Annotated in this window: 16 protein-coding genes; 10 read left to right on the top strand and 6 right to left on the bottom strand. The window is 67.7% G+C overall.

Features of this window, described 5'->3' with window-relative positions:
* Window positions 1-12 precede the first annotated feature (12 nt).
* The 5 genes from HGB39_RS18715 to HGB39_RS18695 are packed head-to-tail and all read left to right on the top strand — an operon-like array spanning window position 13 to window position 5,647.
* Window positions 13-1,452 carry a GntP family permease gene (locus HGB39_RS18715; RefSeq protein ID WP_005571798.1) on the top strand — a complete coding sequence of 480 codons (1,440 nt, stop codon included), beginning with the start codon at window positions 13-15 and terminating at the stop codon, window positions 1,450-1,452.
* Window positions 1,453-1,477: 25 nt separating this feature from the next.
* Window positions 1,478-2,731: a CaiB/BaiF CoA transferase family protein gene (locus HGB39_RS18710; RefSeq protein ID WP_005255202.1), complete on the top strand. Its 1,254-nt coding sequence runs from the start codon at window positions 1,478-1,480 to the stop codon at window positions 2,729-2,731.
* Window positions 2,728-3,666 (top strand): hydroxymethylglutaryl-CoA lyase-like TIM-barrel protein, encoded by a 939-nt coding sequence (locus tag HGB39_RS18705; protein WP_005255200.1) that lies wholly within the window; start codon window positions 2,728-2,730, stop codon window positions 3,664-3,666. The genes HGB39_RS18710 and HGB39_RS18705 overlap by 4 nt, the downstream gene beginning before the upstream one ends.
* A complete protein-coding gene (locus HGB39_RS18700) occupies window positions 3,663-4,658 on the top strand; it encodes a 2-hydroxyacid dehydrogenase (protein ID WP_005255198.1) in 996 nt (331 codons plus the stop codon). The genes HGB39_RS18705 and HGB39_RS18700 overlap by 4 nt, the downstream gene beginning before the upstream one ends.
* Entirely contained in the window at window positions 4,655-5,647 is a 993-nt protein-coding gene (locus HGB39_RS18695; protein ID WP_005571795.1) for a glycerate kinase, read from the top strand. The genes HGB39_RS18700 and HGB39_RS18695 overlap by 4 nt, the downstream gene beginning before the upstream one ends.
* On the opposite strand, the gene HGB39_RS18690 is transcribed toward HGB39_RS18695, so the two are convergent.
* Entirely contained in the window at window positions 5,613-6,398 is a 786-nt protein-coding gene (locus tag HGB39_RS18690) for an IclR family transcriptional regulator (protein WP_005571793.1), read from the bottom strand. The genes HGB39_RS18695 and HGB39_RS18690 overlap by 35 nt on opposite strands.
* 323 nt (window positions 6,399-6,721) lie before the next feature.
* On the opposite strand from HGB39_RS18690, the gene HGB39_RS18685 reads away from it, so the two are divergent.
* Complete coding sequence (locus HGB39_RS18685; protein WP_005571792.1) at window positions 6,722-7,189, top strand: DIP1984 family protein; 468 nt, start codon at window positions 6,722-6,724, stop codon at window positions 7,187-7,189.
* 262 nt (window positions 7,190-7,451) lie between these two features.
* On the opposite strand, the gene HGB39_RS18680 is transcribed toward HGB39_RS18685, so the two are convergent.
* Both HGB39_RS18680 and HGB39_RS38185 read right to left on the bottom strand, forming a co-directional pair.
* Window positions 7,452-9,878 (bottom strand): ATP-dependent Clp protease ATP-binding subunit, encoded by a 2,427-nt coding sequence (locus tag HGB39_RS18680; RefSeq protein WP_043792739.1) that lies wholly within the window; start codon window positions 9,876-9,878, stop codon window positions 7,452-7,454.
* A 151-nt stretch (window positions 9,879-10,029) separates the two neighbouring features.
* Window positions 10,030-10,494 (bottom strand): arginase family protein, encoded by a 465-nt coding sequence (locus HGB39_RS38185; protein WP_052024054.1) that lies wholly within the window; start codon window positions 10,492-10,494, stop codon window positions 10,030-10,032.
* Between the two features lie 319 nt (window positions 10,495-10,813).
* Here HGB39_RS38185 and HGB39_RS18670 point away from each other — a divergent pair, with 319 nt between their 5' ends.
* A complete protein-coding gene (locus tag HGB39_RS18670; RefSeq protein WP_043792744.1) occupies window positions 10,814-12,838 on the top strand; it encodes an APC family permease in 2,025 nt (674 codons plus the stop codon).
* On the opposite strand, the gene HGB39_RS18665 is transcribed toward HGB39_RS18670, so the two are convergent.
* Both HGB39_RS18665 and HGB39_RS18660 read right to left on the bottom strand, forming a co-directional pair.
* Window positions 12,807-14,423: an FAD-dependent monooxygenase gene (locus tag HGB39_RS18665; RefSeq protein ID WP_005571788.1), complete on the bottom strand. Its 1,617-nt coding sequence runs from the start codon at window positions 14,421-14,423 to the stop codon at window positions 12,807-12,809. The genes HGB39_RS18670 and HGB39_RS18665 overlap by 32 nt on opposite strands.
* Window positions 14,424-14,514: 91 nt before the next feature.
* Window positions 14,515-15,279 (bottom strand): ABC transporter permease, encoded by a 765-nt coding sequence (locus HGB39_RS18660; RefSeq protein ID WP_005571787.1) that lies wholly within the window; start codon window positions 15,277-15,279, stop codon window positions 14,515-14,517.
* Between the two features lie 136 nt (window positions 15,280-15,415).
* Here HGB39_RS18660 and HGB39_RS18655 point away from each other — a divergent pair, with 136 nt between their 5' ends.
* Window positions 15,416-17,737: an ATP-binding cassette domain-containing protein gene (locus HGB39_RS18655; protein ID WP_064080139.1), complete on the top strand. Its 2,322-nt coding sequence runs from the start codon at window positions 15,416-15,418 to the stop codon at window positions 17,735-17,737.
* Between the two features lie 18 nt (window positions 17,738-17,755).
* On the opposite strand, the gene HGB39_RS18650 is transcribed toward HGB39_RS18655, so the two are convergent.
* A complete protein-coding gene (locus tag HGB39_RS18650; RefSeq protein ID WP_005572703.1) occupies window positions 17,756-18,343 on the bottom strand; it encodes a carboxymuconolactone decarboxylase family protein in 588 nt (195 codons plus the stop codon).
* A gap of 243 nt (window positions 18,344-18,586) precedes the next feature.
* On the opposite strand from HGB39_RS18650, the gene HGB39_RS18645 reads away from it, so the two are divergent.
* Both HGB39_RS18645 and HGB39_RS18640 read left to right on the top strand, forming a co-directional pair.
* Window positions 18,587-19,522, top strand: coding sequence for an alpha/beta hydrolase (locus HGB39_RS18645; protein ID WP_005572704.1), 936 nt, complete (start codon window positions 18,587-18,589; stop codon window positions 19,520-19,522).
* Window positions 19,523-19,528: 6 nt separating this feature from the next.
* Complete coding sequence (locus tag HGB39_RS18640; protein ID WP_005572705.1) at window positions 19,529-21,028, top strand: FAD-dependent oxidoreductase; 1,500 nt, start codon at window positions 19,529-19,531, stop codon at window positions 21,026-21,028.
* Window positions 21,029-21,044: the final 16 nt, after the last annotated feature.

Here is a 21,044-nt window from a genome sequence, read left to right as displayed (position 1 = left end):
AAGGACGCGCACATGTCAGACGTAGCAATCCTGATCAACACCACGGTCGCCGTCGCGGCGGTCGTTCTGATGATCGTGCGTTTCAAGTTCAACCCAGTGGTGTCACTGGTCGTCGGATCCGCCTACCTCGGACTCACGACGGGACTCGGCACGGCCGAAACGGTGGAAGTCATCAGCACCGGTTTCGGCGACATCATGGCCGAAGTGGGACTTCTGATCGCCTTCGGCGTCCTGGTGGGCGCCATGTTGAAAGAAATGGGCGCGATCCAGCGCCTGGTCGGAACACTTCTGCGGGTGTTCGGGCCGAAACGAATGCCCTATGCGATGTCGCTGACGATCGCGACGTTGCTGCAGTCCATCTTCCTCGACGTCCTGCTCGTCATCTCCGCCCCGCTCGCCCGCAACCTCGCACCGAAGGTCGGCCGGGTCGGGACCGCACGCATGGCCACCGCCCTCGCCATCGGCCTGGAGTGCGGCATCGTGCTGATGGTTCCCGGTGTCGGCGCCCTCGCCCTCGCCGGACTTCTCGGTGTGCCGCTCGGCAAGATGCTGATCTTCGGCTTGATCCTGGTGATCCCGACCGTGGCGATCTCCGTCGCGATCATGTCGTTCCTGTTCACCCGCGGTTGGTGGAACCCGGAGAAGGACGAGGAGCACTTCCATCAGACGGTCGTCGACGACGAAGAGGACCAGTGGACCGACGGCGGCAGCGGCGGGACCACCCCTCGGCCCGATGCCGGCGGACGCGTCGCCCAGGCGCAACGCACCGCGACCGTCACCGAGGTCACGGCCGAGCGCGCGGCGCACGACCGCCCCCTGATCCTGCTCCTCGCTCCGCTGCTCGTCTCCCTCCTGCTCATCGCGACCGGCGCGATCCTGGACATCGCCGAGATCAGCAATCCGGTCGTGTCGTTCGTGTCCGAGCCGCTCATCGCGCTGCTGATCGGACTGATCGGCACCAGCTTCGTCGGACGGCTCAGCATCGGCCAGCACCGCGTCCAGAAGGCGATCGCCAGCGGTTTCAGCGAGAGCGGCCAGATCCTCATCCTCACCGGCGTCGGCGGGTCCCTCGCCGCGACCATCGCCGCGGCCGGTCTCGGCGACATCCTCGGCAAGTACTTCACCGCCAATCACGCCGCTCCGCTGCTGATGGTGTGGGTGATCGCCGCCGTCCTGCACGTCGCCGTCGGCTCGGTGACCATCTCCGCGATCACCGCCGCGGGCGTCCTCGCCCCCATCGCACCGACCCTCGGCCTCGACCCCGTCCTCATCGCCCTCGCCGCCGGCGCCGGCTCCCTGTTCGCGGTGCATGTCACCAGCAACACGTTCTGGCTGCTGCAGTCCTTGATGGGTCAGACCACACGAGGCACGCTGAAGACGTGTTCGGTGGGAGTATCGGTGGCATCGGTCGTCGCAATACTGCTCGTCCTGCCCATGAGCCTCGTTCTCTGAGCGTCACTATCAGTTAAGGATCACCATGTTCTCCGACAACACCATTCGGCCCCTCGACGGGGTTCGGGTACTCGAGCTGGGCAACTACATCGCCGCCCCGACCGCGGGCCGGATGCTTGCCGACTTCGGGGCCGAGGTCATCAAGGTGGAGCGCCCGAAGACCGGCGACGAACTGCGCAACTGGCGGCTCTACTCCGGCGACACCTCGATGCTGTACCGCACGATCAACCGCAACAAGAAGTCGATCGTGCTGGACCTGCGCACCGAGGAAGGCAGGCAGCTCGTCCTGGACCTCGCCGCCAAGTGCGACATCCTGCTGGAGAACTTCCGGCCCGGCACCCTGGAGAAGTGGGGCATCGGACCGGACGCGTTGAACGCGGCCAATCCGGACCTGGTGATCACCCGCATCTCGGCGTTCGGGCAGACCGGGCCGATGTCGCAGCGCCCGGGGTTCGCCGCGGTCGCGGAGGCCGCGGGCGGATTCCGTGAACTCGTCGGCGACCCGGACCGGCCACCGGTGCGGGTGGGGGTGTCGATCGGTGACTCGATCGCCGGCCTCTACGCGGCGTTCGGGGCGGTGATGGCCCTGTTCCAGCGTGAGGCCGCGAAGGTCGCCGGAACCCAGGGTCCGTCCCTGCCGCATCGGATCATCGACGTCGCACTCAACGAATCGATCCTGTCGATGATGGAATCGCTGATTCCCGACTACCTCGCGTACGGCATCAAACGCGAACGCGTCGGCGGCCGGATGGAGGGTATAGCCCCGTCGAACGCGTACATCTGCAGCGACGGCGACAGCATCATCATCGCCGGCAACAGTGACGCCATCTTCCAGCGCTACATGGACACCATCGGCCGCCCCGACCTCGGCGCCGACCCGGATCTGTCCACCAACGCCGGACGGTGGGCGCGCCGCGACGAACTGGACGCGGCGATCGGTGAGTGGACGATCCAGCACTCGCGCGAGGAGGCGCTGAAGGTCCTCGATGCGGCGGGGGTGCCGTCGGGTCCGATCAACACCGCCGCCGACATCTGCAGCGACGAGCAGTACGCGGCCCGCAACATGATTCAGCAGTTCACCGTCGACACCGGTGAGGCCGAGCCGAAGCAGGTCGGATTCCCCGGCATCGTCCCGGTGATCGGCGGCAAGTCACTGCCCATCCGCAGTGTCGGACCGGACCTCGGCGAGCACACCCGCGAGGTCCTCGAAACAGTGCTCGGCAAGACCCCGGAACAGATCGACTCCATCGTCAACGACACAGTAGGTGGCCTCTCATGACGCAGTCCTTCGAATCACGCGCCCTGCTCCGCGACGTCACCCTGCGCGACGGATTGCAGTTGACGGGCAAGATGCTGTCCACCGCCCGGAAGCTCGAGATCGCCCGGCGGCTCCTCGAACTCGGCGTGCCCGCGCTCGAGATCGGGTCGATGGCCCGTCCCGACCTCGTCCCGCCGATGGCGAACACCGTCGAGGTGATCTCGGAGCTGACCGCGGAGGAACTGGACCACTGCTGGGTGTGGGTGGCGACGCCCCGGCACGTGGAGAAGGCCGCCGCCGCAGGCGCACGCCATTTCCAGTACTGCTTCTCCGCCTCCGATTCCCACAACCAGGCGAACATCGGACGTTCCACCGAGGACAGCCTCGCCGCGATGCCCGCCGCGATCGAACTCGCGCAGGAGGTCGGCGGCAGCATCCAACTGTGCATCGCGACGTCGTTCACCTGCCCGTTCGAGGGCCGGGTGCCGGAGCAGCGGGTGATCGACATCGCCAACGATCCGCGCGCCCACGGCGCCGTCGACGTCGTCGTCTGCGACACCCTCGGCCAGGCCGTTCCCGCCGAGGTGTACTCGCTCGTCTCCCGGGTACGGCTCGAAACCCCGCAGCGGGGCATCGTCTTCCACGGCCACGACACCTGGGGGCTGGGGGTCGCGAACAGTCTCGCCGCGGTCGCGGCCGGCGCCATGACCGTCGACGGCGCCCTCGGCGGACTCGGCGGCTGCCCGTTCGCACCCGGCGCCAGCGGCAACACCGCCAGCGAGGATCTGCTGTTCGCCACCCGCCCGGACTGGCTGAACCCCACCACATTCGGATCGCTCGTGGAACTGTCCGAGAAGACGCTCGCCGAACTCGGCGAAGCCAACCGGTCCAAGGCCGCGCAGGGCGCACGCTCCAATGCCACCGCGTTCGAGTGGGTCATCGGCGGCGGCCGATGAGCGGCGCCCGGTTCTACGTCACCACTCCGATCCCCGAACCCGCTCTCACGCTGCTGCGCGCTGCGGGCAGCGTCGATGTCCCCGACGAGCTTCCGGACGCTGCCCGGCTGCGGGAGGTCTGCGTGTCCGGCGACTACGACGTGGTGGTGTCCCAGCTTCGCGACACGTTCGACGCCGACCTCCTGGCCGTCGCGAAGATCCGCGGGATCTCCAACTACGCGGTCGGGTTCAACAACGTCGACATCGGTGCGGCCACCGCGAACTCGATACTCGTCGGCAACACACCCGGTGTGCTCACCGACGCCACCGCCGACGTCGCGATGCTGCTGATCATGGCCACTGCCCGCCGCGCCGTGGAGGCCGACACGTTCGTTCGCGCCGGGCGGTTCACCGGATGGGAACCGAACCTGCTCCTCGGCCAGGATGTTTCGGGACGCACGCTCGGTCTCGCCGGGTTCGGGCGGATCGCGCGGGCGACCGCGAAACGGGCACTGGCCTTCGGCATGCAGGTGCAGTTCTGCCCCCGGCCTCCCGGCGACCGGCCGGTGACGGACGAGGAGCTCGGGGAGTTCGCCGGACTCGTCACCCACACCGACTGGAACTCCCTCGTCGCCACCAGCGACTACCTGTCGCTGCACGTCCCCCTCAACGCGCAGACCCGCCACCTGGTCGATGCGGGCGTGCTGACGGCGATGAAACCCTCCGCGATCCTGATCAACACGGCCCGCGGTCCCGTCGTCGACGAAACCGCCCTCGTCGCCGCCCTGAAGTCCGGGGAGATCGCCGGGGCCGGGCTGGACGTCTACGAGGACGAACCCGCGCTCGCCCCGGGACTCGCGGAACAGTCGAACACGGTGCTGCTCCCCCACCTCGGCAGTGCCACGGTGTCGGTGCGCGCCGAGATGGCGAGGCTGTGCGCCGAGAACGCTGTGGCCATGGCGCAGAACCGGATTCCCCCGCATCCGGTCAACCCGGAAGCGTGGAACTCATGACGGTTCTGATCGCCCCCGACAGTTTCAAGGGCACCTACACCGCAGGCGAGGTCGCCGACGCCGTCGCCGGCGGGGTCGAGTCGTCCGGCGGTGCCCCGATCAGGCTGCCGGTCGCCGACGGCGGCGAGGGCACCCTCGACGTTCTCACCGTCCCCCTCGGACTGCGTCCGGTCACCACCTGCGCCCGCAACCCCTGGGGCAGCCCGTGCCGGCCGACGTACGGACTGTCCGACGACGGGACCGCGGTCATCGAGATCGCCGCAGCCTCCGGGATCACCACGCCACACGACGGCCCCCGCGACCCGATCACCGCCACCACCTACGGCACCGGGATGCTCGTCGCCGATGCCGCCCGGCGCGGTGCCCGGCACATCGTCGTCGCGGCCGGCGGGTCCGCCACCACGGACGGCGGCACCGGGGCCATCGCCGCCATCGAGGCGGGCGGCGGACTCCGGGGCGCCGCCGTCACCGTGCTGACCGACGTCACCACCCGGTACGTCGACGCCGCCCGAGTGTTCGGACCGCAGAAGGGCGCCGACGCGGGCGCCGTGCAGGTCCTCACGCGGCAACTCGAGGCGAAGGCGCGGGCTCTGCCCCGCGACCCGTCGAGTGTCGACGGGACCGGTGCGGCAGGCGGGTTCTCCGGCGGGATGTGGGCGCGGTACGGCGCCGAACTACGCTCGGGCGCCGAGTACATCCTCGACGTGACCGGCTTCGACACCCTGGCCGCGGACGCGTCGGCGATCGTCGTCGGCGAGGGCAGGCTCGACGGGCAGACGAAGGCGGGCAAGATCATCTCCGTGATCCTCGCCCGCGCGGGCACCACCCCGGTGTACGCCGTCGTCGGCTCCGTCGGCGACGATCTCGGCGACTACCGGTCCCGGTTCGCCGGCGTCCTCGTCGCCACGGACGCCGTGGCCATGCACGAAGCCGGCCGCGCGATCGCGGCGCAGCTCATGACGGGTAGCGGCCACCCAGCGTCCGGGTGACCTGCTCGGCGCTGCCGACGAGCAGATCCACCCATTTCTCGCACTGCTCGCGTGGCATGCGCAGTGTCGGCCCGCTGATCGCCAAGGCACCGATCACGTCGGCGGACGAATCGAACACGGGCGCAGCCAATCCCGAGGCGCTGTCCTCCCGCTCCCCCGCGGTGATGGCGTACCCGTCGGCCTTGGCCTGGTGGATCAGTTCGCGCAGCACCGCGGTGTCGGTGACGGTGCCCTCGGTCATCGGCTCGATCGGGCCGGCGAGGACCTGTTCGGTGAGGTCCGGGTTCCAGGCGAGCAACACCCGGCCCGCCGAACCCGCGGGCAGGGGGACGATCTTCCCGACGTACATGTTCCGGCGCAGCGCGTGCTCGGTCTCCGCGATGGCCACACACACGCGGTAGCCCTGCTCGACCCGGAAGAAGCTGGCGGTCTCGCCGGTGGCGTCGCGGATCTCCTTCAGCACCGGCGTCACGACAGTCAGCACGTCGAGTCCCTTGGTGGCCGTCGCGGCCCAGAACGCCATCTTCACGCCGATCCGGATCTGGTCGCCGGTCCGGTCGAGGAATTCCTGCGCCACCAGGTTGCTGACCAGCCGTTGGACCGTCGACGTCGGCAGACCCGTCGCCTGATGGATCTCGCCCAGCGTCATCGACGGCCGCGACAGGCTGAACGCATCGAGGATCTCCGTGATCTTGCTCAGCACCAGCAACGGTTGGTGCTTGGAGGTCAATTCGCCGTCTTCCGCTCGCATGCCCTCGACGATAGTCGCCCTCACCAGCACGTGAGTGCCAACGAACGGCGGAACACACTTCGGCACTCACCTGGGGCGAATTGACTGTCGCCACACGGGCGGGGATGTGGTACCTATTGAAGATGCTCGAATTCGACTCGACGAAAGGCGCATGAGCGCCCACCGAGACATCTCTCCGGCACAACGGTTCGGGGAATTCACCCGCGCGTTCGACGCGCCTCGCTCGGCATCCCGGCGGTGCCGCGACCCCTCCACCCCCGGACGGGCACTTCGTGGTCCCCTATTTGTGATGCCCTACAACGACTTCGAGAAAGGAGGTAACCGTGAAGTTGGCTGAGGCACTGGCCGAACGTGGCGATCTGACGCGTCGGGTGGAGCACCTCAAGTCGCGCATCCTCACGAATGCGCGTCATCAGGAGGGCGAGTCGCCGGCGGAGGACGCCGCGGCGCTCCTCGTCGAACTCGAGAAGGTCCTGGACCGCCTGGAGGTCCTCGTCCGAAGAATCAATCGAACGAATACCGCTGCGCCACTGGGCGACGCGAGCATCACGGACGCACTGGCCCGCCGGGACATGCTGCGCATCCGGCACCGGGTGGTGTCCGCCGCCGCGGATGCCGCCTCCGGTCGTGAGCAGGATCGATACGGTAGGCAACTCCGCTCCGAACTCGTCTTCGTCGCGGCATTGCCCGTCCGGGATCTCCGGCGGACGGCAGACGATCTCGCCCGGCAGATCCGGGAAATCGATCTGCAAGTGCAGAAGGAGAATTGGGAAGTCGAGTTGCTCGACTGAACAGGCTGGGTAGTAGGTAACCGCCTCGGAAGCGAGCACACACCGCAAGTCGACGGTAATTCGGCTCTTCTCCGGCGTGGAGGGCAAACGCTCCGGGCACACACCCGGATCACACTGCAGCCCTGCACACCGCACAGGTGACAGTGCACGACGCACAGCTCATCACCGGGTGCTGATCCGAGACGGCGAGGGCGGGCAAGGGCTACCCACACACGTGAGTGGCAGAGCGTGCCGAAGCACACTCTGCCACTCACGTCGGGGATCAGCCGACTACGAGGTCCAACTCGTCGTCGGACACTCCGACCGCGATGCTGCCACCCTCGACGAGGACGTCGTCGAGCAGCAGATCGGCGATCCGGTCGTCGACAGCCCGTTGGATCGACCGGCGCAACGGTCGCGCCCCGAACTCGGGCTGGTGTCCGTGCTCGGCAATCCAGTCAACCGCGTCCTCGCTGAACGAGATCTCGATGCCCTTGGACTGCAGCCGCTTCCGGCTGTCGTCCAGCAGCAGGTCGGTGATCCGGTGCAGCTGCTCGGTGTCGAGCTTGCGGAAGATCACGATCTCGTCGATCCGGTTCAGGAACTCCGGACGCATCGACTCGCGCAGCCGGCCCATCACCCGATCCCGCAGCGGCTTCTCCGAAGCCTCGGCGTCACCGGTGCTGAAGCCCAGCGCACCCGACTTGCTGGAGATGATGTCGGATCCCAGGTTGCTGGTCATGATCAGAACGGTGTTCTTGAAATCCACCGTCCGGCCCTGACCGTCCGTGAGCCGACCGTCGTCGAGCACCTGCAGCAGCGTGTTGAACACGTCGGGGTGTGCCTTCTCGATCTCGTCGAGCAGGATCACCGAGTACGGGTTCCGGCGGACCTGCTCGGTGAGCTGTCCCGCCTCCCCGTATCCGACGTAGCCGGGAGGGGCACCGACGAGCCGGCTGACCGTGTGACGTTCACCGAACTCGCTCATGTCGAGTCGAAGCATCTTGTTCTCGTCACCGAACAGCGTGGCGGCCAGCGCCTTCGCCAGTTCGGTCTTGCCGACACCGGTCGGTCCGAGGAACAGGAAGCTACCCACGGGACGATCCGGATCGTTCATGCCGGTGCGGCTGCGGCGCACCGCCCGGGCGATGGCCCGCACGGCGTCGTCCTGGCCGATGACACGACGATGCAGTTCGTCCTCGAGCCGGCGGAGGCGTTCCTTCTCCTCCTCGGTCATCTGGCTGGCCGGGATTCCGGTGGCCCGCGACACGACCTCGGCGATCTGCTCGGCAGTCACCTCGGGCGTCACGTCGTTCGTGCCGACCGCCTTCCCCTCGATCCGGGCCTGGACCTCCATCGTCTCGTCCCGCAGTCGCGAAGCCTTCTCGTACTGCTCGTCGGCGACGGCCTGTTCCTTGGCCTGCTCGAGTTCCGCGAGCTTCGCCCGCAGAGCCTCGACATCGACGCTCGGCATCCGCAGCCGCAACCGGGCTCCGGCCTGATCGATCAGGTCGATCGCCTTGTCCGGCAGGAAGCGGTCACCGATGTAGCGGGCCGACAGCTCGACGGCCGCCGTGATCGCCTCGTCCGTGTAGCGGACGCCGTGATGCTCCTCGTACCGGTCACGCAGACCGGACAGGATCGCCACCGCATCGTCGACACTCGGCTCCGCCACCGTCACCGGCTGGAAACGGCGTTCGAGCGCCGGGTCCTTCTCGATGTGCTTGCGGTACTCGTCGAGCGTCGTCGCACCGACGATGTGCAGCTCACCGCGGGCGAGCTTCGGCTTGAGGATGTTGCCCGCATCCATCGCGCCGTCGGCGCCGCCACCGGCACCGGCGATGGAGTGGACCTCGTCGATGAAGACGATCAGCTCGTCCGAGTGGGCCGAGATCTCGTCGATCACCTTGTTGAGGCGTTCCTCGAAGTCGCCGCGGTACCGGGTGCCCGACACCATGCTCGACAGGTCGAGCTGGACGATGCGCTTGCCCGTCAGGCGGTCGGGGACGTCGCCGTCGACGATGCGCTGGGCCAGGCCCTCGACGACCGCCGTCTTGCCGACGCCGGCCTCACCGACCAGCACGGGGTTGTTCTTGGTGCGGCGCGACAGGATTTCGATTGTCTGCTCGATCTCGTCGGCGCGCCCGATCACCGGGTCGACTCCGCCGCCGCGTGCGCGTTCGGTGAGGTCGAAGCCGTACTTGTCGAGTGTGGGGGTCCCCGAGTTCGAGGACTCCTCCTCCACCGATCCACCCTGCACGGCGGTCTGCAGGCGCTCCGGGGTGATTCCCTCGGACGCGAGCAGGCGTCCGGCGGCGTGGTCCTGATCCGCGGCGAGCGCCAGGAAGAGGTGCTCGGGATCGATGTAGGTGGACCCGAGGGCGCGCGCGAGTTGGTGCGCCTCGAGCAGCGCCGTCTTCAGCGCGCCGCTCAGTGCGGGTGTTGCAAAGCCTGACGTGTCACGGCTCTGAGGCAGACGCAGTTCGACGGCATCGGCTACGGCCGACGTGTCGGCGCCTGCGCGGCGCATCAGAGAAGTGACGGGTTCGTGTTCTGTCATGACGCGCAGAACGTGGAGTGCATCGAGTTCCGCATCGCCACGACCTGCGGCGAAACGGGCAGCAGCAGCCATGAGCTCCTGGGTGGAGCGACTCATGAGCCGACTGATATCGATGCGACCTGGGCCCTCCGGCCCGAAGAATGCTGGCATTCCTCAGCCTCCTATAAGTTGAGCGTTACTCACTCAACTAACGTGCCAACCCTGCGATCAATTCCCAAGTGGGATGGATGTGAGCTCGATCACGAAAGTCTGTGGCGGTGCCGACCCAGTCCAACGACGACAGGAACCCGGATCTTCCCGCTCACGGCAGGGTGCGTCCGAGAAGGTCGAGCACTCGGGTCGCCTGGTCGCCGGTGGGATCGGGATCGGGGCGGAAGTCGGCGACGCTGACTCCCACGAGTCGAGGCGACCGCGCCAGTGGCGCGACCACGTCGGCGAGTTGATCCCAGTCGAGGCCTCCCGGCTGGGGGTACGTCACCGCATTGAGCGACTCGGGGTCCAGCACATCCAGGTCGAGGTGCAACCAGACCCCGGTGCCTCTGCCGGCCAGCCATGCGGCAGCCTGCCGACCTGCGGCGACGGCGTCACGCACGACGGCCGGCGCGTCGATGCGGCGCAAGTCGGATGGCAACCGGACCAGTTCGGCGGCGGACGCCGCGTCCAGGCCCTCGGTGCGATGACCGATCAGAACGGTGTCGCTCGCCCCCACCATCGGGGGCGTCCCGGCCAGCGTGATCAATGCCTCGGCGCCGACTCCGGTGAGCACCGCAAGCTCCGCCGCCGACCACCAGCGGTCGCCGGCCCGGCAGGTCCGTCATCGCGACCGCCAGATCGTCCGCCAACGCGTGAGCGGCCCGCACCGTCTCGGACAGTGCGATCACGCCCGTCCGTTCGTCCCGGTCGGTGCGGTCGATCACGGTCGCGGCGTCGCCGACATCCCGGCCGGAGCAATCCCACGGTGCACCCAGCATGAACCAGCCGGCAGCGTCCATTCCGCCATGCGCTCCGCACCCGTGCGCCTTTTCGGTAGCGGGAACAACCGGAAAGGCGCACGGGCGCGAAGCGCCTGGTTCTACGCTGAACTGGTGGTGGCTCTCGTTCGAGCGGTCCGGCGGCTGGCTCTGGGACGCCCGCTGCGCAGCGACGACCTCGGCGAGCAGTTACTGACCAAGCGACTGGCGCTGCCGATCTTCGCCTCCGACCCTCTGTCGTCCGTGGCGTACGCGACGCAGGAGATCCTGCTGATCCTGTCCCTGGGCGGTCTCGCGTACTTCTACCTGACGCCGTATCTGGCGATCGGGGTCGTCGTACTTCTCGCCGTGGTCGCCCTGTCCTACCGCCAGGTGGTGTACGCCTATCCCAGTGGGGGCGGCTCGTACGAGGTGGCCACCAAGAACCTCGGTCCGTCCGCGGGGCTGACGGTGGCATCGGCACTGCTCATCGACTACGTCATGACGGTGGCGGTGTCGGTGTCGGCCGGCGTCGACAATCTCATCTCCGCCGTGCCCGCGCTGAACACGCACCGGGTGGCGCTGGCCGTGGCGTTCGTCGTGCTGCTGACTGTGATGAACCTGCGCGGGATCCGCGAATCCGGGACGACGTTCGCCTTCCCGACGTACGGGTTCATCGCCGGGGTGATGATCCTGATCGTGACGGGATTCGTCCGCGTCGCGGCCGGCTCGACACCCGTCGCCGAAAGTGCCGGGTACACCATCGAACCGGAACTGTCCGGGCTGACCGGTCTGGCCCTCGTGTTCTTCGCGCTGCGCGCGTTCTCGTCCGGATGTACCGCGCTGACGGGTGTCGAGGCGATCTCCAACGGGGTGCCTGCGTTCCGTAAACCCAAGAGCGCCAACGCCGCAAAGACACTCATGGCGATGGCGGCGACGGCCATCGTGATGTTCGCGGGAATCACGGCGCTGGCCATCGTCACCAAGGTGCACGTCGCGGTGAACCCGTGCGATCTGATCGGGTTCGCCGGAAACTGCGAGACCGATCCGCAGCGCACCGTCATCGCCCAGATCGCGGCGGCCGTGTTCGGCGGCACCACCAACATCGGCTTCTTCTATGTCCAGGCCACGACCGTGCTGATCCTCGTCCTCGCCGCGAACACCGCCTACAACGGTTTCCCGCTGCTCGCCTCGGTGCTCGGCCGCGACCGCTACCTCCCCGTCCAGCTGAACACTCGCGGCGACCGGCTGGCGTTCAGCAACGGCATCGTGCTTCTCGCCGTCACGGCGGGTGGATTGATCGTCCTGTTCGACGCGTCCGTCACCCACCTCATCCAGCTGTACATCCTCGGCGTGTTCACGTCCTTCACTCTCAGCCAGGCGGGCATGGTCCGGCACTGGAACAGTGTGCTGGCAACCGAATCCGACGCCCGCGAACGTCGTCGCATCCACGGCCGGCGGGCCCTCAACGGCACCGGCGCCGTCCTCACCGGCACCGTTCTGATCATCGTCACGATCACGAAGTTCACCCAGGGTGCCTATCTCGTAGTCATCGCCATGCCGATCCTGTTCTTCCTGATGCGCGGGGTGCGGCGGCACTACGACCGGATCGCGGCGCTTCTCGTCGTCGACGAGGACAGCTTCACCCTGCCCTCCCAGGTGCACACCATCGTGCTGGTGTCGGTGCTCAACAAACCCACCGCGCGGGCCCTGGCCTACGCCCGCGCCACCCATCCGACGACGCTCGAGGCGGTCACCGTGCTCAGCGCCAACACCGGAGAACTGCAGCGGGACTGGGAGAAGTACGAGGTTCCGGTGCCGCTGAAAGTCCTCGAATCGCCGTACCGTGAAGTCACCACCCCCATCGTGGGGTACGTGAAATCCGTCCGGAAGCGGATCCCGGACGGCGTGGTCACCATCTTCATCCCCGAGTACGTGGTGGGCCACTGGTGGGAACACCTGCTGCACAACCAGAGTGCGCTGCGCCTCAAGGGGAGGTTGCTGTTCACGTCCGGGGTGATGGTCACGAGCGTGCCGTGGCTGCTGGATTCGGCCACCCGGGCCGGATCGCCGCTCGGCAAGCCGGCGCCGGGCGACATCCGGCGTGGGCTCCCGCCCGCCGCCGAGCTCAGCGGAAAGTCGACTTCAGGTACTCCGTGAGACCGTCGACCGCGACCGGACTCTGCCGGAATCCCAGATAGCCGTCCGGACGGACGACGAACGCGGCGGAACCCTCCGCGCCGTACGCGTGCGCGAACTCGCCGTCGCGGTCCCGGACGAGGGGAAGCACCGTTTCCCCGACATCGGCGGAAGGCGACGCGACGAGGTACGTGTCGACGAGTCCCTGGGTCGCCGCCTCCACGGACGTCGCCGCGGCCTCGAGCAGTTCCAGCCCGCGCGCGTCGACCGATTCGTCGGCGTACAGCAGCAACGTGTGGTTCCGTCCTGCGAGGAGAGTGAACAGCCGGAGGGGAAACGCGACCGCGGCACGGGTCAGCCCACGGGCGTCCGGTGCGCGGCTGCCGGGCGTGAGCGCCGCATTCGACTCCGGCTGGGCGACGATCGGACTGTCCGCGTAGCTGATGAGGAGTTGAGCTTCGCGTCGGATCACGTAGTCGGGATCCGACGACCCCGCCCCAATTCCCTCCCGGGCGCTCCGCACGGTGCGTCCCACCACCTCCTCGCCGACGGGCCGCCGTTCTGCGTCGTAACTGTCCAGCAGATCGGAGGCCGCGGCACCGGACACGGCCAGCGCGACCTTCCACGCCAGGTTGTGGGCGTCCTGGATGCCGGTGTTCATGCCCTGCGCGCCGGTCGGCGGATGAATGTGGGCGGCGTCGCCCGCGACGAACACCCTTCCGCGCCCGTACGAGTCGACGATGCGGTGGCTGATCCGGAAGACGGAGGACCAGCGGAGGTTCGACGCCCGCGTCGGTTCGGGCGACAGGCGGTCGAGCACGGCCTGGATGTGGCTCAGCTCCGGTTTCGGTCCCGCTTCGAAGCCGTGCGCGATCTTGTCGGCCGCCGGGGTGCCGGTGCCGGCGAGGTCGCTGGGCACCAGCATCGACATCCGGTAGCGCCGGCGCCCGGGTAGCGGAATGCACACGAGCAGATCGTCGGTCTCGCCGTCCGTCTGATGCATCGACCGGATTCCGTAGCCACGTGGCATGGACCAGTCGACCTCGACGTCGCCGAGCATGTACTGCTCGACGAACGCACCGCCTTCGAAGGTGAGGCCGAGGCCCTTGCGGACGACGCTGTGGGCGCCGTCGCAGCCGAGAAGATACTGGGTTCGAACGGTGTCGTCGCCGTCCGCGCCGGTGACCGTGGCGACGACGCCGTCGTCGTCCTGCTCGAACGCCGTCAGTTTCGTACCTCGTTCGATCGTGGTTCCGAACGTGGCCAGGTATTCGGTGAGGATGCGTTCGGTCTCGTACTGGGGCAGACCGATGAATTCGAACGGGACGTCGGCCGGTAACGCCAACTCCAGACGGGCGACCTCGTCGCCGTTGACGTACACGATCTGCCCGCGCATCTGGATCGCCGCGTCCAGGATGTGCCGCAGCACACCCATGCTCTCGAACACCTCGAGGCTGCGCGGTTGGATCCCCACCGCCTTCGCGTACTGCGGTGGCTCGAGCAGGGGATCGATGATGCGGCAGGCGACACCTCGCCTGCGCAGTTCGATCGCCGCCGTCAGACCGACCGGACCAGCTCCGACCACCAATACCTCGGGATGCACCACAAGACACCGCCTCGTCAGCAGGGACCGACCACCGACCAGTATGCGGGACCGACGATGTAGTTGACCGGCGTTCGGGCCAGACCCCGATCCTTCACGTTCGCGCGGTGTGGAGTCTCGGCCGGTGAACGGCTTCCCGGGCCACCAGTTCGATCGTCACGGCCACCGCACACGTCTGCGCGAGCAGCAGCCCTACGAGGACGAGGATCTGGACCGCCCCGGCCTGGACGGCGGAACCGCTCGCGAGAAGCACCCCGACGAACGCCCCCGGCAAGGTGACCAGCCCGACGGTCCGGGTCTGATCGAGTCCCGGGAGCAACGCGTCCGAGGCCGCGGACCGGATCACTTCCATGCGGGCATCGCGGACGCCGAGTCCGAGGCTGAGCCCCGCCTCGACCTCACCCCACCGTTGTTCGACCGCATCGAGCGCGCGTCGCGCGGCGAGGGAGGTGGCCGTCATCGCACCGCCGAGCACGATTCCGCCGACGGGAACGATTGCGACACCTTCGAGCGGAACCACCCGGCTGACCAGCATCAACGGCACGACGATACCCACACCCGCAGCGAGGGACAGCGCCAGCCACGCGGCCGAACGCCCGGCTCTCGCGCGCCGAGCGGACGTTCCCACCGCCGCCGCGAACATCACGGCCAACACGAGGATCGAGGACCACAGATGCGCGAGAGCCGCGGCCAGGATGAGGGACACCGCGGCGAGCTGGGCGGCGCCGCGAATCGCCGCGGCCGGCACGACGAGTGGGCTGCCGAGGTTAGTGACGCGGTAGACAACCGCCGCGCACACGACCATCACGGTGCACAGCACAGCCAGTCCGACACCGGGATTCGCCAAGGACGTACTCACCCGGCTCAGTGTTCCTCACTTCCTGGCCGCGGGAATACCGAGAGTGACCGTTATGCCGACGAATCCCGGGCCGTGCATGCGACCATGGATGGAGTCGACGCTCTACGCCCGATGACGCTGACCGGAGGCCGTGGCGATGGACGACCGGGCGAACACAGCGCACCCGCGGGTCGTGGTCGAGACCGAACACGGCCGGACGAGCTACGGCGCGGGCAAGGCCGTCCGCATCGGCCGGGATCCGCAGCTGGAGATCACGATCGTCGATCCGGTGGTGTCGCGCGAGCATGCACGGCTCACCTGGGACGAGGGATGGCAGCTGGTCGACTCCGGCAGCAAGAACGGAATCTACGTCGACGGTGCGCGCCGAGAAAAGGTCTCCGTCACGAACCCCGTCGTCGTCCGCCTGGGTGACGCGGCCGAGGGGCCGGCCGTGCGGATCTCGGTCGAGGACCCGGACGCCACGCGACAGGACGTGGGCGCTCGATGGGACGAATCGACGATCGGCGTAGGCGCCCCGAGCGCTCCGCCCCCGACCCCGCACGAGGCGGTCCCGAAAGGATCCCTCACGGTGGGACGGTCGCCCGACAACGACATCGTCGTCCGGGACGTGCTGGCCTCACGCCATCACGCCATCGTCCACAACGTGACGTCCGGCCTCGAGATCGACGACCTGGGGAGCGTCAACGGAACGTTCGTCGGAGGCATCCGGGTGTCGCGCGCGCAGCTGACCGACGGCGACGTCGTCACGATCGGCAACACCGATTTCAGCGTGCAGGAAGGCAGGCTCGTTCCACGGCAGGCGGTGGCTCCGACCGCAGGCGGACTGCGGGTGGACGGCGTCGGACTCACCATCGAAGGCGGGCGTCGGCTGCTCGAGGACGTCACGTTCACTGCCCAGCCCGGCAGTCTCACCGCGGTGATCGGCCCCTCCGGCGCGGGAAAGACCACGGTGGCCACCATCATCTCCGGTTCGGAACGCCCCACGGAAGGTGTGGTCGAGTTCGAGGGCCGCAGCGTGCACGCCGAATACCAGGTGCTGCGCTCCCGCATCGGAATGGTCCCCCAGGACGACGTCGTGCACCGGCAGTTGACGATCCGGCAGGCGCTCGGCTACGCCGCGGAGCTGAGGCTGCCGCCGGACACCAGCCGGACCGACCGCGAGGAGGTGATAGAGACCGTGCTCGACGAGCTGCAGCTGTCCGAACACGCCGACACAAGGGTCGATCGGCTGTCCGGCGGACAGCGCAAACGCGCGTCCGTCGCGATGGAGTTGCTCACCGGCCCGTCCCTGCTCATCCTCGACGAACCGACGTCGGGCCTCGACCCTGCGCTCGACCGGCAAATCATGGCGACGTTGCGCCGCCTCGCCGATTCGGGCCGCGTCGTCGTCATCGTCACACATTCGCTGTCGTACCTCGAGATGTGCGATCAGGTCCTGCTCCTCGCACCGGGCGGCAAGACCGCCTACGTGGGCCCACCGGACAAGGTCGGGGCCGCGCTGGGCAGCACCGATTGGGCCGACATCTTCGCCCGCGTCGCGGCCGACCCCGACGGGGTGTTCGCCGAGTACCGCGCCACCCGCCCCGCCGTAGAGGTGCCACCACCGAGCCCGCCCGGACCTCTCGGCAGTCCCGCGCACACGTCGCGGCGCAAGCAGCTGAGCACCGTCGTCCGCCGGCAGGCGCGGCTGATCCGCGCCGACCGGGGGTACCTGATCTTCCTGTCCCTTCTCCCGTTCGTGCTCGGCGGCCTGGCCGTGCTCGTGCCCGGCGACACCGGATTCGGTCCGTCGGGCCTCGACGAATCCGGTGAACTCACCCAGATCCTGGTCGTGCTGATCCTCGGCGCCGCCTTCATGGGTTGCTCACTGACCATCCGCGATCTGGTCGGTGAGCGCATGATCTATCACCGCGAACGCGCCGCCGGGCTTCTGCCGTCCGCCTACCTGACGGCGAAGATCGTCGTCTTCTGCGCCGCCGCGATCGTGCAGTCGGTGATCATGGTGATGATCGTGTTCGTGGGCAAGGGCTTTCCGGGCCGGGGCAGCGTGATCCCCTCCGGTTCCGTCGAATTGATCGTGGACATCGCCGTCACCACCTGCTCCTGCGTCCTCGTCGGATTGGCGTTGTCGTCGGTGGCACGCTCGAACGAGCAGGTGATGCCGATGCTGGTGGTCACGATCATGGTGCAGTTGGTGATGTGCGGAGGATTGATCACGATCACCGGACGCGCCGTGCTCGAACAGGTGTCGTGGCTCTTCCCGTCCCGCTGGGGGTTCGCGGCCGCCGCCTCGACAGTGGACCTGCGCACGAACGCCACGGGCACCGAACCCGACACGCTCTGGCAGCACACCGCATCGTGGTGGCTGCTCAACATCGCCATGCTGGTGCTCATCAGTTGCGTGCTCGCGGTCGTCACCTACAGCCGGCTCCGGCTGCGCCGTCCCCGCCGGCGCTGAAACAGATGCTGCGGTGTTCTACTCGTCTTCGAGACCCGCCGGTGCGCCGACGCCGAACACATTCATCATCTGAGACAGGGTCCGGTAATAGCCGACCAGGACCACGAGTTCGAGCAATGCCGAGTGACCGAGGCCGGCTTCGAAACGACGAAAGTGCTCGTCTCCGAGGGTGTCGGCGCCCGCGAGCAGACGACGGCACACGTCGTACGCAGCCTGTTCGGTGGTGTCTTCGGAACGGAACTCGCCGCTCCGAAGTGCCGTCGTCTCTTCGGCGCTCAACCCGACGGCGTGTCCGACCCGTTCGTGGGCATAGCGTTCGAATTCGCTCTCCGTTGCGGCAGCGACCGTGAGTATCGCGATTTCTCTGATCCGGGCGGTCATCGCCGTCCGATAGCGCACCGCACTCCCGAGTTCCTGCAGCGCAGAACCGAGTCCGGGCACGTGCAACATCAACCCGAAGGGGCCGTTGAGCCTGCCCTCGTCATCCTGAAGCGCGAACAGCTGGGGCCCCTGTGCGCGCGGACCCGTCACGATGCTGTCGTACAACGCCTTCTGCTCGACGTCCAACTCGGCCGGTCTCAGGGTTTTGATCCGTGAATCTGCCATGGAATTACCATCTTTCAAGAAGAGTAGGCCTGTGAGGGGCGATGATGAGACAGAGTATCCCCGCGCCGGGGGCCCCGTAGTTCTCCGCCGACCCCGAATCACACCCCGAACTGACGCTATTCGTCCGATGGATCTCCCCCATACAGAACAGCCGATTCCCGAATACTGCCTGATCCGCCACCCTTGAGCCACGGGCCACCCCGATGAGTGGATCCCGCGACCAGACGAAGAGGTGACGGCAACGTGACAACCCCGGTCGGGCAGTCCGCCCGATACGAGATCCAATCCTGTCCCGACATCGAGTTCGGGCGTCCCGACGGGCACATCCTCCGGCTCGATCTGTCTCTGCCGATCGGCGTTGCCGCCCCCGCCGTCGTCCTCTACCTGCACGGCGGTGGTTGGATGATCGGATCTCGCAAGAGTCATGCCGCACGGGCGGAGCGGCTCGCGCGGCACGGATTTGCTGTCGCGAGCATCGACTACCGCCCCTCCACTGTGGCTCCCTTCCCCGCCCAGATCCTCGACATCGTGACCGCGATCGAGTGGCTGAAAGGTCCCGGACAAGCCTTCGGTATCGACGCGAATCGTGTCGCGCTCTGGGGCGCATCGGCAGGTGCCCATCTCGCGCTTCTGGCCACCGCCGCTCCGGCGATTCGGCGGGCACCGCACGACGTGCCGGGTCCACCCGTGCAGGCCGCTGTCGGCTACTTCGGATGTTACGACCTCACCTCCCACGGCGACCTCGACCGCCCGGACACCGGCTCGCCGATACCTCGGGAGATCCTCGAGCAGGACTGGCCGTCAGGTGTCCCCGCACCGCCGTCATCTCGCTACCTGAGGGCCCGATTACTGGGCGTCGACGAGTCGGCGATGAGCGATCGTGACCTCGCCGCCATCAGCCCGTTCGCGAGGGCGCACGACATCCACGTGCCGGTCTTCCTGCTCCACGGAACACGCGACTCGGTCACGTCGGTGCAGCAGAGCCTGCGGATGGCACAGGAACTTCGACGCCGCGGGGAGACGGTGCGCCTGCGCCTTCTCGAGGGCGCCAACCACGAGGACTCCGCGTTCGACACGGACGCCACGATCGCCGACGTCGCCGCGTTCCTGCACGAACACCTGGGCGGGCCCTGCCACACACCCCCGCTTCCCCACAATGCCGTACAACAAGGAGAGTGATTCGAAATGACCGCTCGAGTAATAGTCGTCGGCGGCGGACCGTCGGGTCTGACGGTCGCGACCGAACTGGCCCGGGCCGGAGTCGAAGTTGTCGTCCTCGAACGTCGAACGCAGCCGGTGCAGTCGCGGGCCGGAACCGTTCTGCCGAGGGTTCTCGAGCTTCTCGATTCTCGAGGCCTGGCGCAGAAGTTCATCGACCGCGCCGCGACCATTCGGTCCAATCCGCTGATTCCCGTGCATATCTGGGCGGGAATGCAACCCGTGGAATGGCGTCACCTCGAATCGAGGTTCGGGTTTCGGCTGGTTCTGCCCCAGAATCACACCGAGGAACTGTTGCTCGAGGAAGCGCTCCGTCTCGGTGTCGTGGTCAGGCACGGGGTGACTGTCGAATCCGTCGTCCAGCAGTCGACCGCCGTGACCGTGACCGCGGCGGCCGAGGGCGGACCCGTGAGGCTGTCAGCCGATTATCTGGTCGGCGCGGACGGCGGGCGGAGTATCGTGCGGTCGCAGCTCGGTCTCGGTTTCGAGGGCCACGGGCCGACATTCACCGGAATCGTGGCAGACCTGAGGATGGATCGGCCCTGGCCCGAAGCGCGGCGGATGATCGACAACGACAAGGGCTGGGTCACCTCGTTTCCGTTCGGTGAGAACGAGTCCATCACCCGGTTCAACATCGTGCACGCCGAGCGCAGGCACGCTTCTGCGTCGGAGCCGGTCACGGCCGACGAGGTTCGCCGATGCCTCACCGATGTTCTGGAGAAGGACCTGCCGTTCGACGATCTGGTGTGGGCGTCCCGTTTCACCGATTCGCTCAGAATCGCAACGAAATTCCAGCAGGGTCGAGTGTTCCTCGTCGGCGAATCGGCGCGCATCCACTATCCCGCCAGCGGCGTCGGGATGAACTTCTGCATCCAGGATGCGTTCAACCTCGGGTGGAAGCTTGCCGCGGTCATCAATGAACACGCAGGACCGGCGCTCTTGGAAACCTACGAGGCCGAACGCCGCCCGGTGGCGGAAGCACTGTTGCGCAGTGTCGCGGCGCAGTGTTCGGTCCAGTTCGACTTCACACCGGAGGGCGTGGCGTTCAAGCGGATGTTCGAACGCGATCTGTTGCCCATTCCGGAGGTCAATCGCCGAATCGGACTCGAACTCAACGGATTGTCGTTCCCCTACTCTGCTGAGTCGCACCAACACCTGATGGTCGGATACCGCTGTCCCGACCTGGATCTCGTCACCGCGACCGGTCCGATGAGGATGGGTGAAATGCTGCGCGATTCCGCTGTCGTCCTCGTCGACGCCACCGGGGCGGGCACCTACGCGGACCTCGATCTGCAGGGCGCGCCGGTTCGCACACACACCGGACACATCGTGCTGGCACCCGCCGGGCTGGGCGACGTCAAGAGCCTGCTGGTCAGGCCGGACGGATACATCGCCTGGGCCAGCGCCGACGCCCCCGCACGCGAGGACGCACAGCTGGCGATCAAGCGGTGCCTCGCCGTCGAATGACATGCCGGGAGGGTCC

The organism is Rhodococcus opacus (genome assembly GCF_012396235.1).
GTDB lineage: Bacteria > Actinomycetota > Actinomycetes > Mycobacteriales > Mycobacteriaceae > Rhodococcus_F > Rhodococcus_F opacus.
Note: the sequence above shows the minus strand (reverse complement) of the source record. Positions and strands in the feature narration are given on the sequence as shown.

Excerpts from the sequence above, each read along its gene's own strand:
- HGB39_RS18715 (WP_005571798.1), top strand. The coding sequence starts at position 13 with ATGTCAGACGTAGCAATCCTGATCAACACCACGGTCGCCGTCGCGGCG.
- HGB39_RS18710 (WP_005255202.1), top strand. The coding sequence starts at position 1,478 with ATGTTCTCCGACAACACCATTCGGCCCCTCGACGGGGTTCGGGTACTC.
- HGB39_RS18705 (WP_005255200.1), top strand. The coding sequence starts at position 2,728 with ATGACGCAGTCCTTCGAATCACGCGCCCTGCTCCGCGACGTCACCCTG.
- HGB39_RS18700 (WP_005255198.1), top strand. The coding sequence starts at position 3,663 with ATGAGCGGCGCCCGGTTCTACGTCACCACTCCGATCCCCGAACCCGCT.
- HGB39_RS18695 (WP_005571795.1), top strand. The coding sequence starts at position 4,655 with ATGACGGTTCTGATCGCCCCCGACAGTTTCAAGGGCACCTACACCGCA.
- HGB39_RS18690 (WP_005571793.1), bottom strand. The coding sequence starts at position 6,398 with ATGCGAGCGGAAGACGGCGAATTGACCTCCAAGCACCAACCGTTGCTG.
- HGB39_RS18680 (WP_043792739.1), bottom strand. The coding sequence starts at position 9,878 with ATGCCAGCATTCTTCGGGCCGGAGGGCCCAGGTCGCATCGATATCAGT.
- HGB39_RS18655 (WP_064080139.1), top strand. The coding sequence starts at position 15,416 with ATGGACGACCGGGCGAACACAGCGCACCCGCGGGTCGTGGTCGAGACC.
- HGB39_RS18650 (WP_005572703.1), bottom strand. The coding sequence starts at position 18,343 with ATGGCAGATTCACGGATCAAAACCCTGAGACCGGCCGAGTTGGACGTC.
- HGB39_RS18640 (WP_005572705.1), top strand. The coding sequence starts at position 19,529 with ATGACCGCTCGAGTAATAGTCGTCGGCGGCGGACCGTCGGGTCTGACG.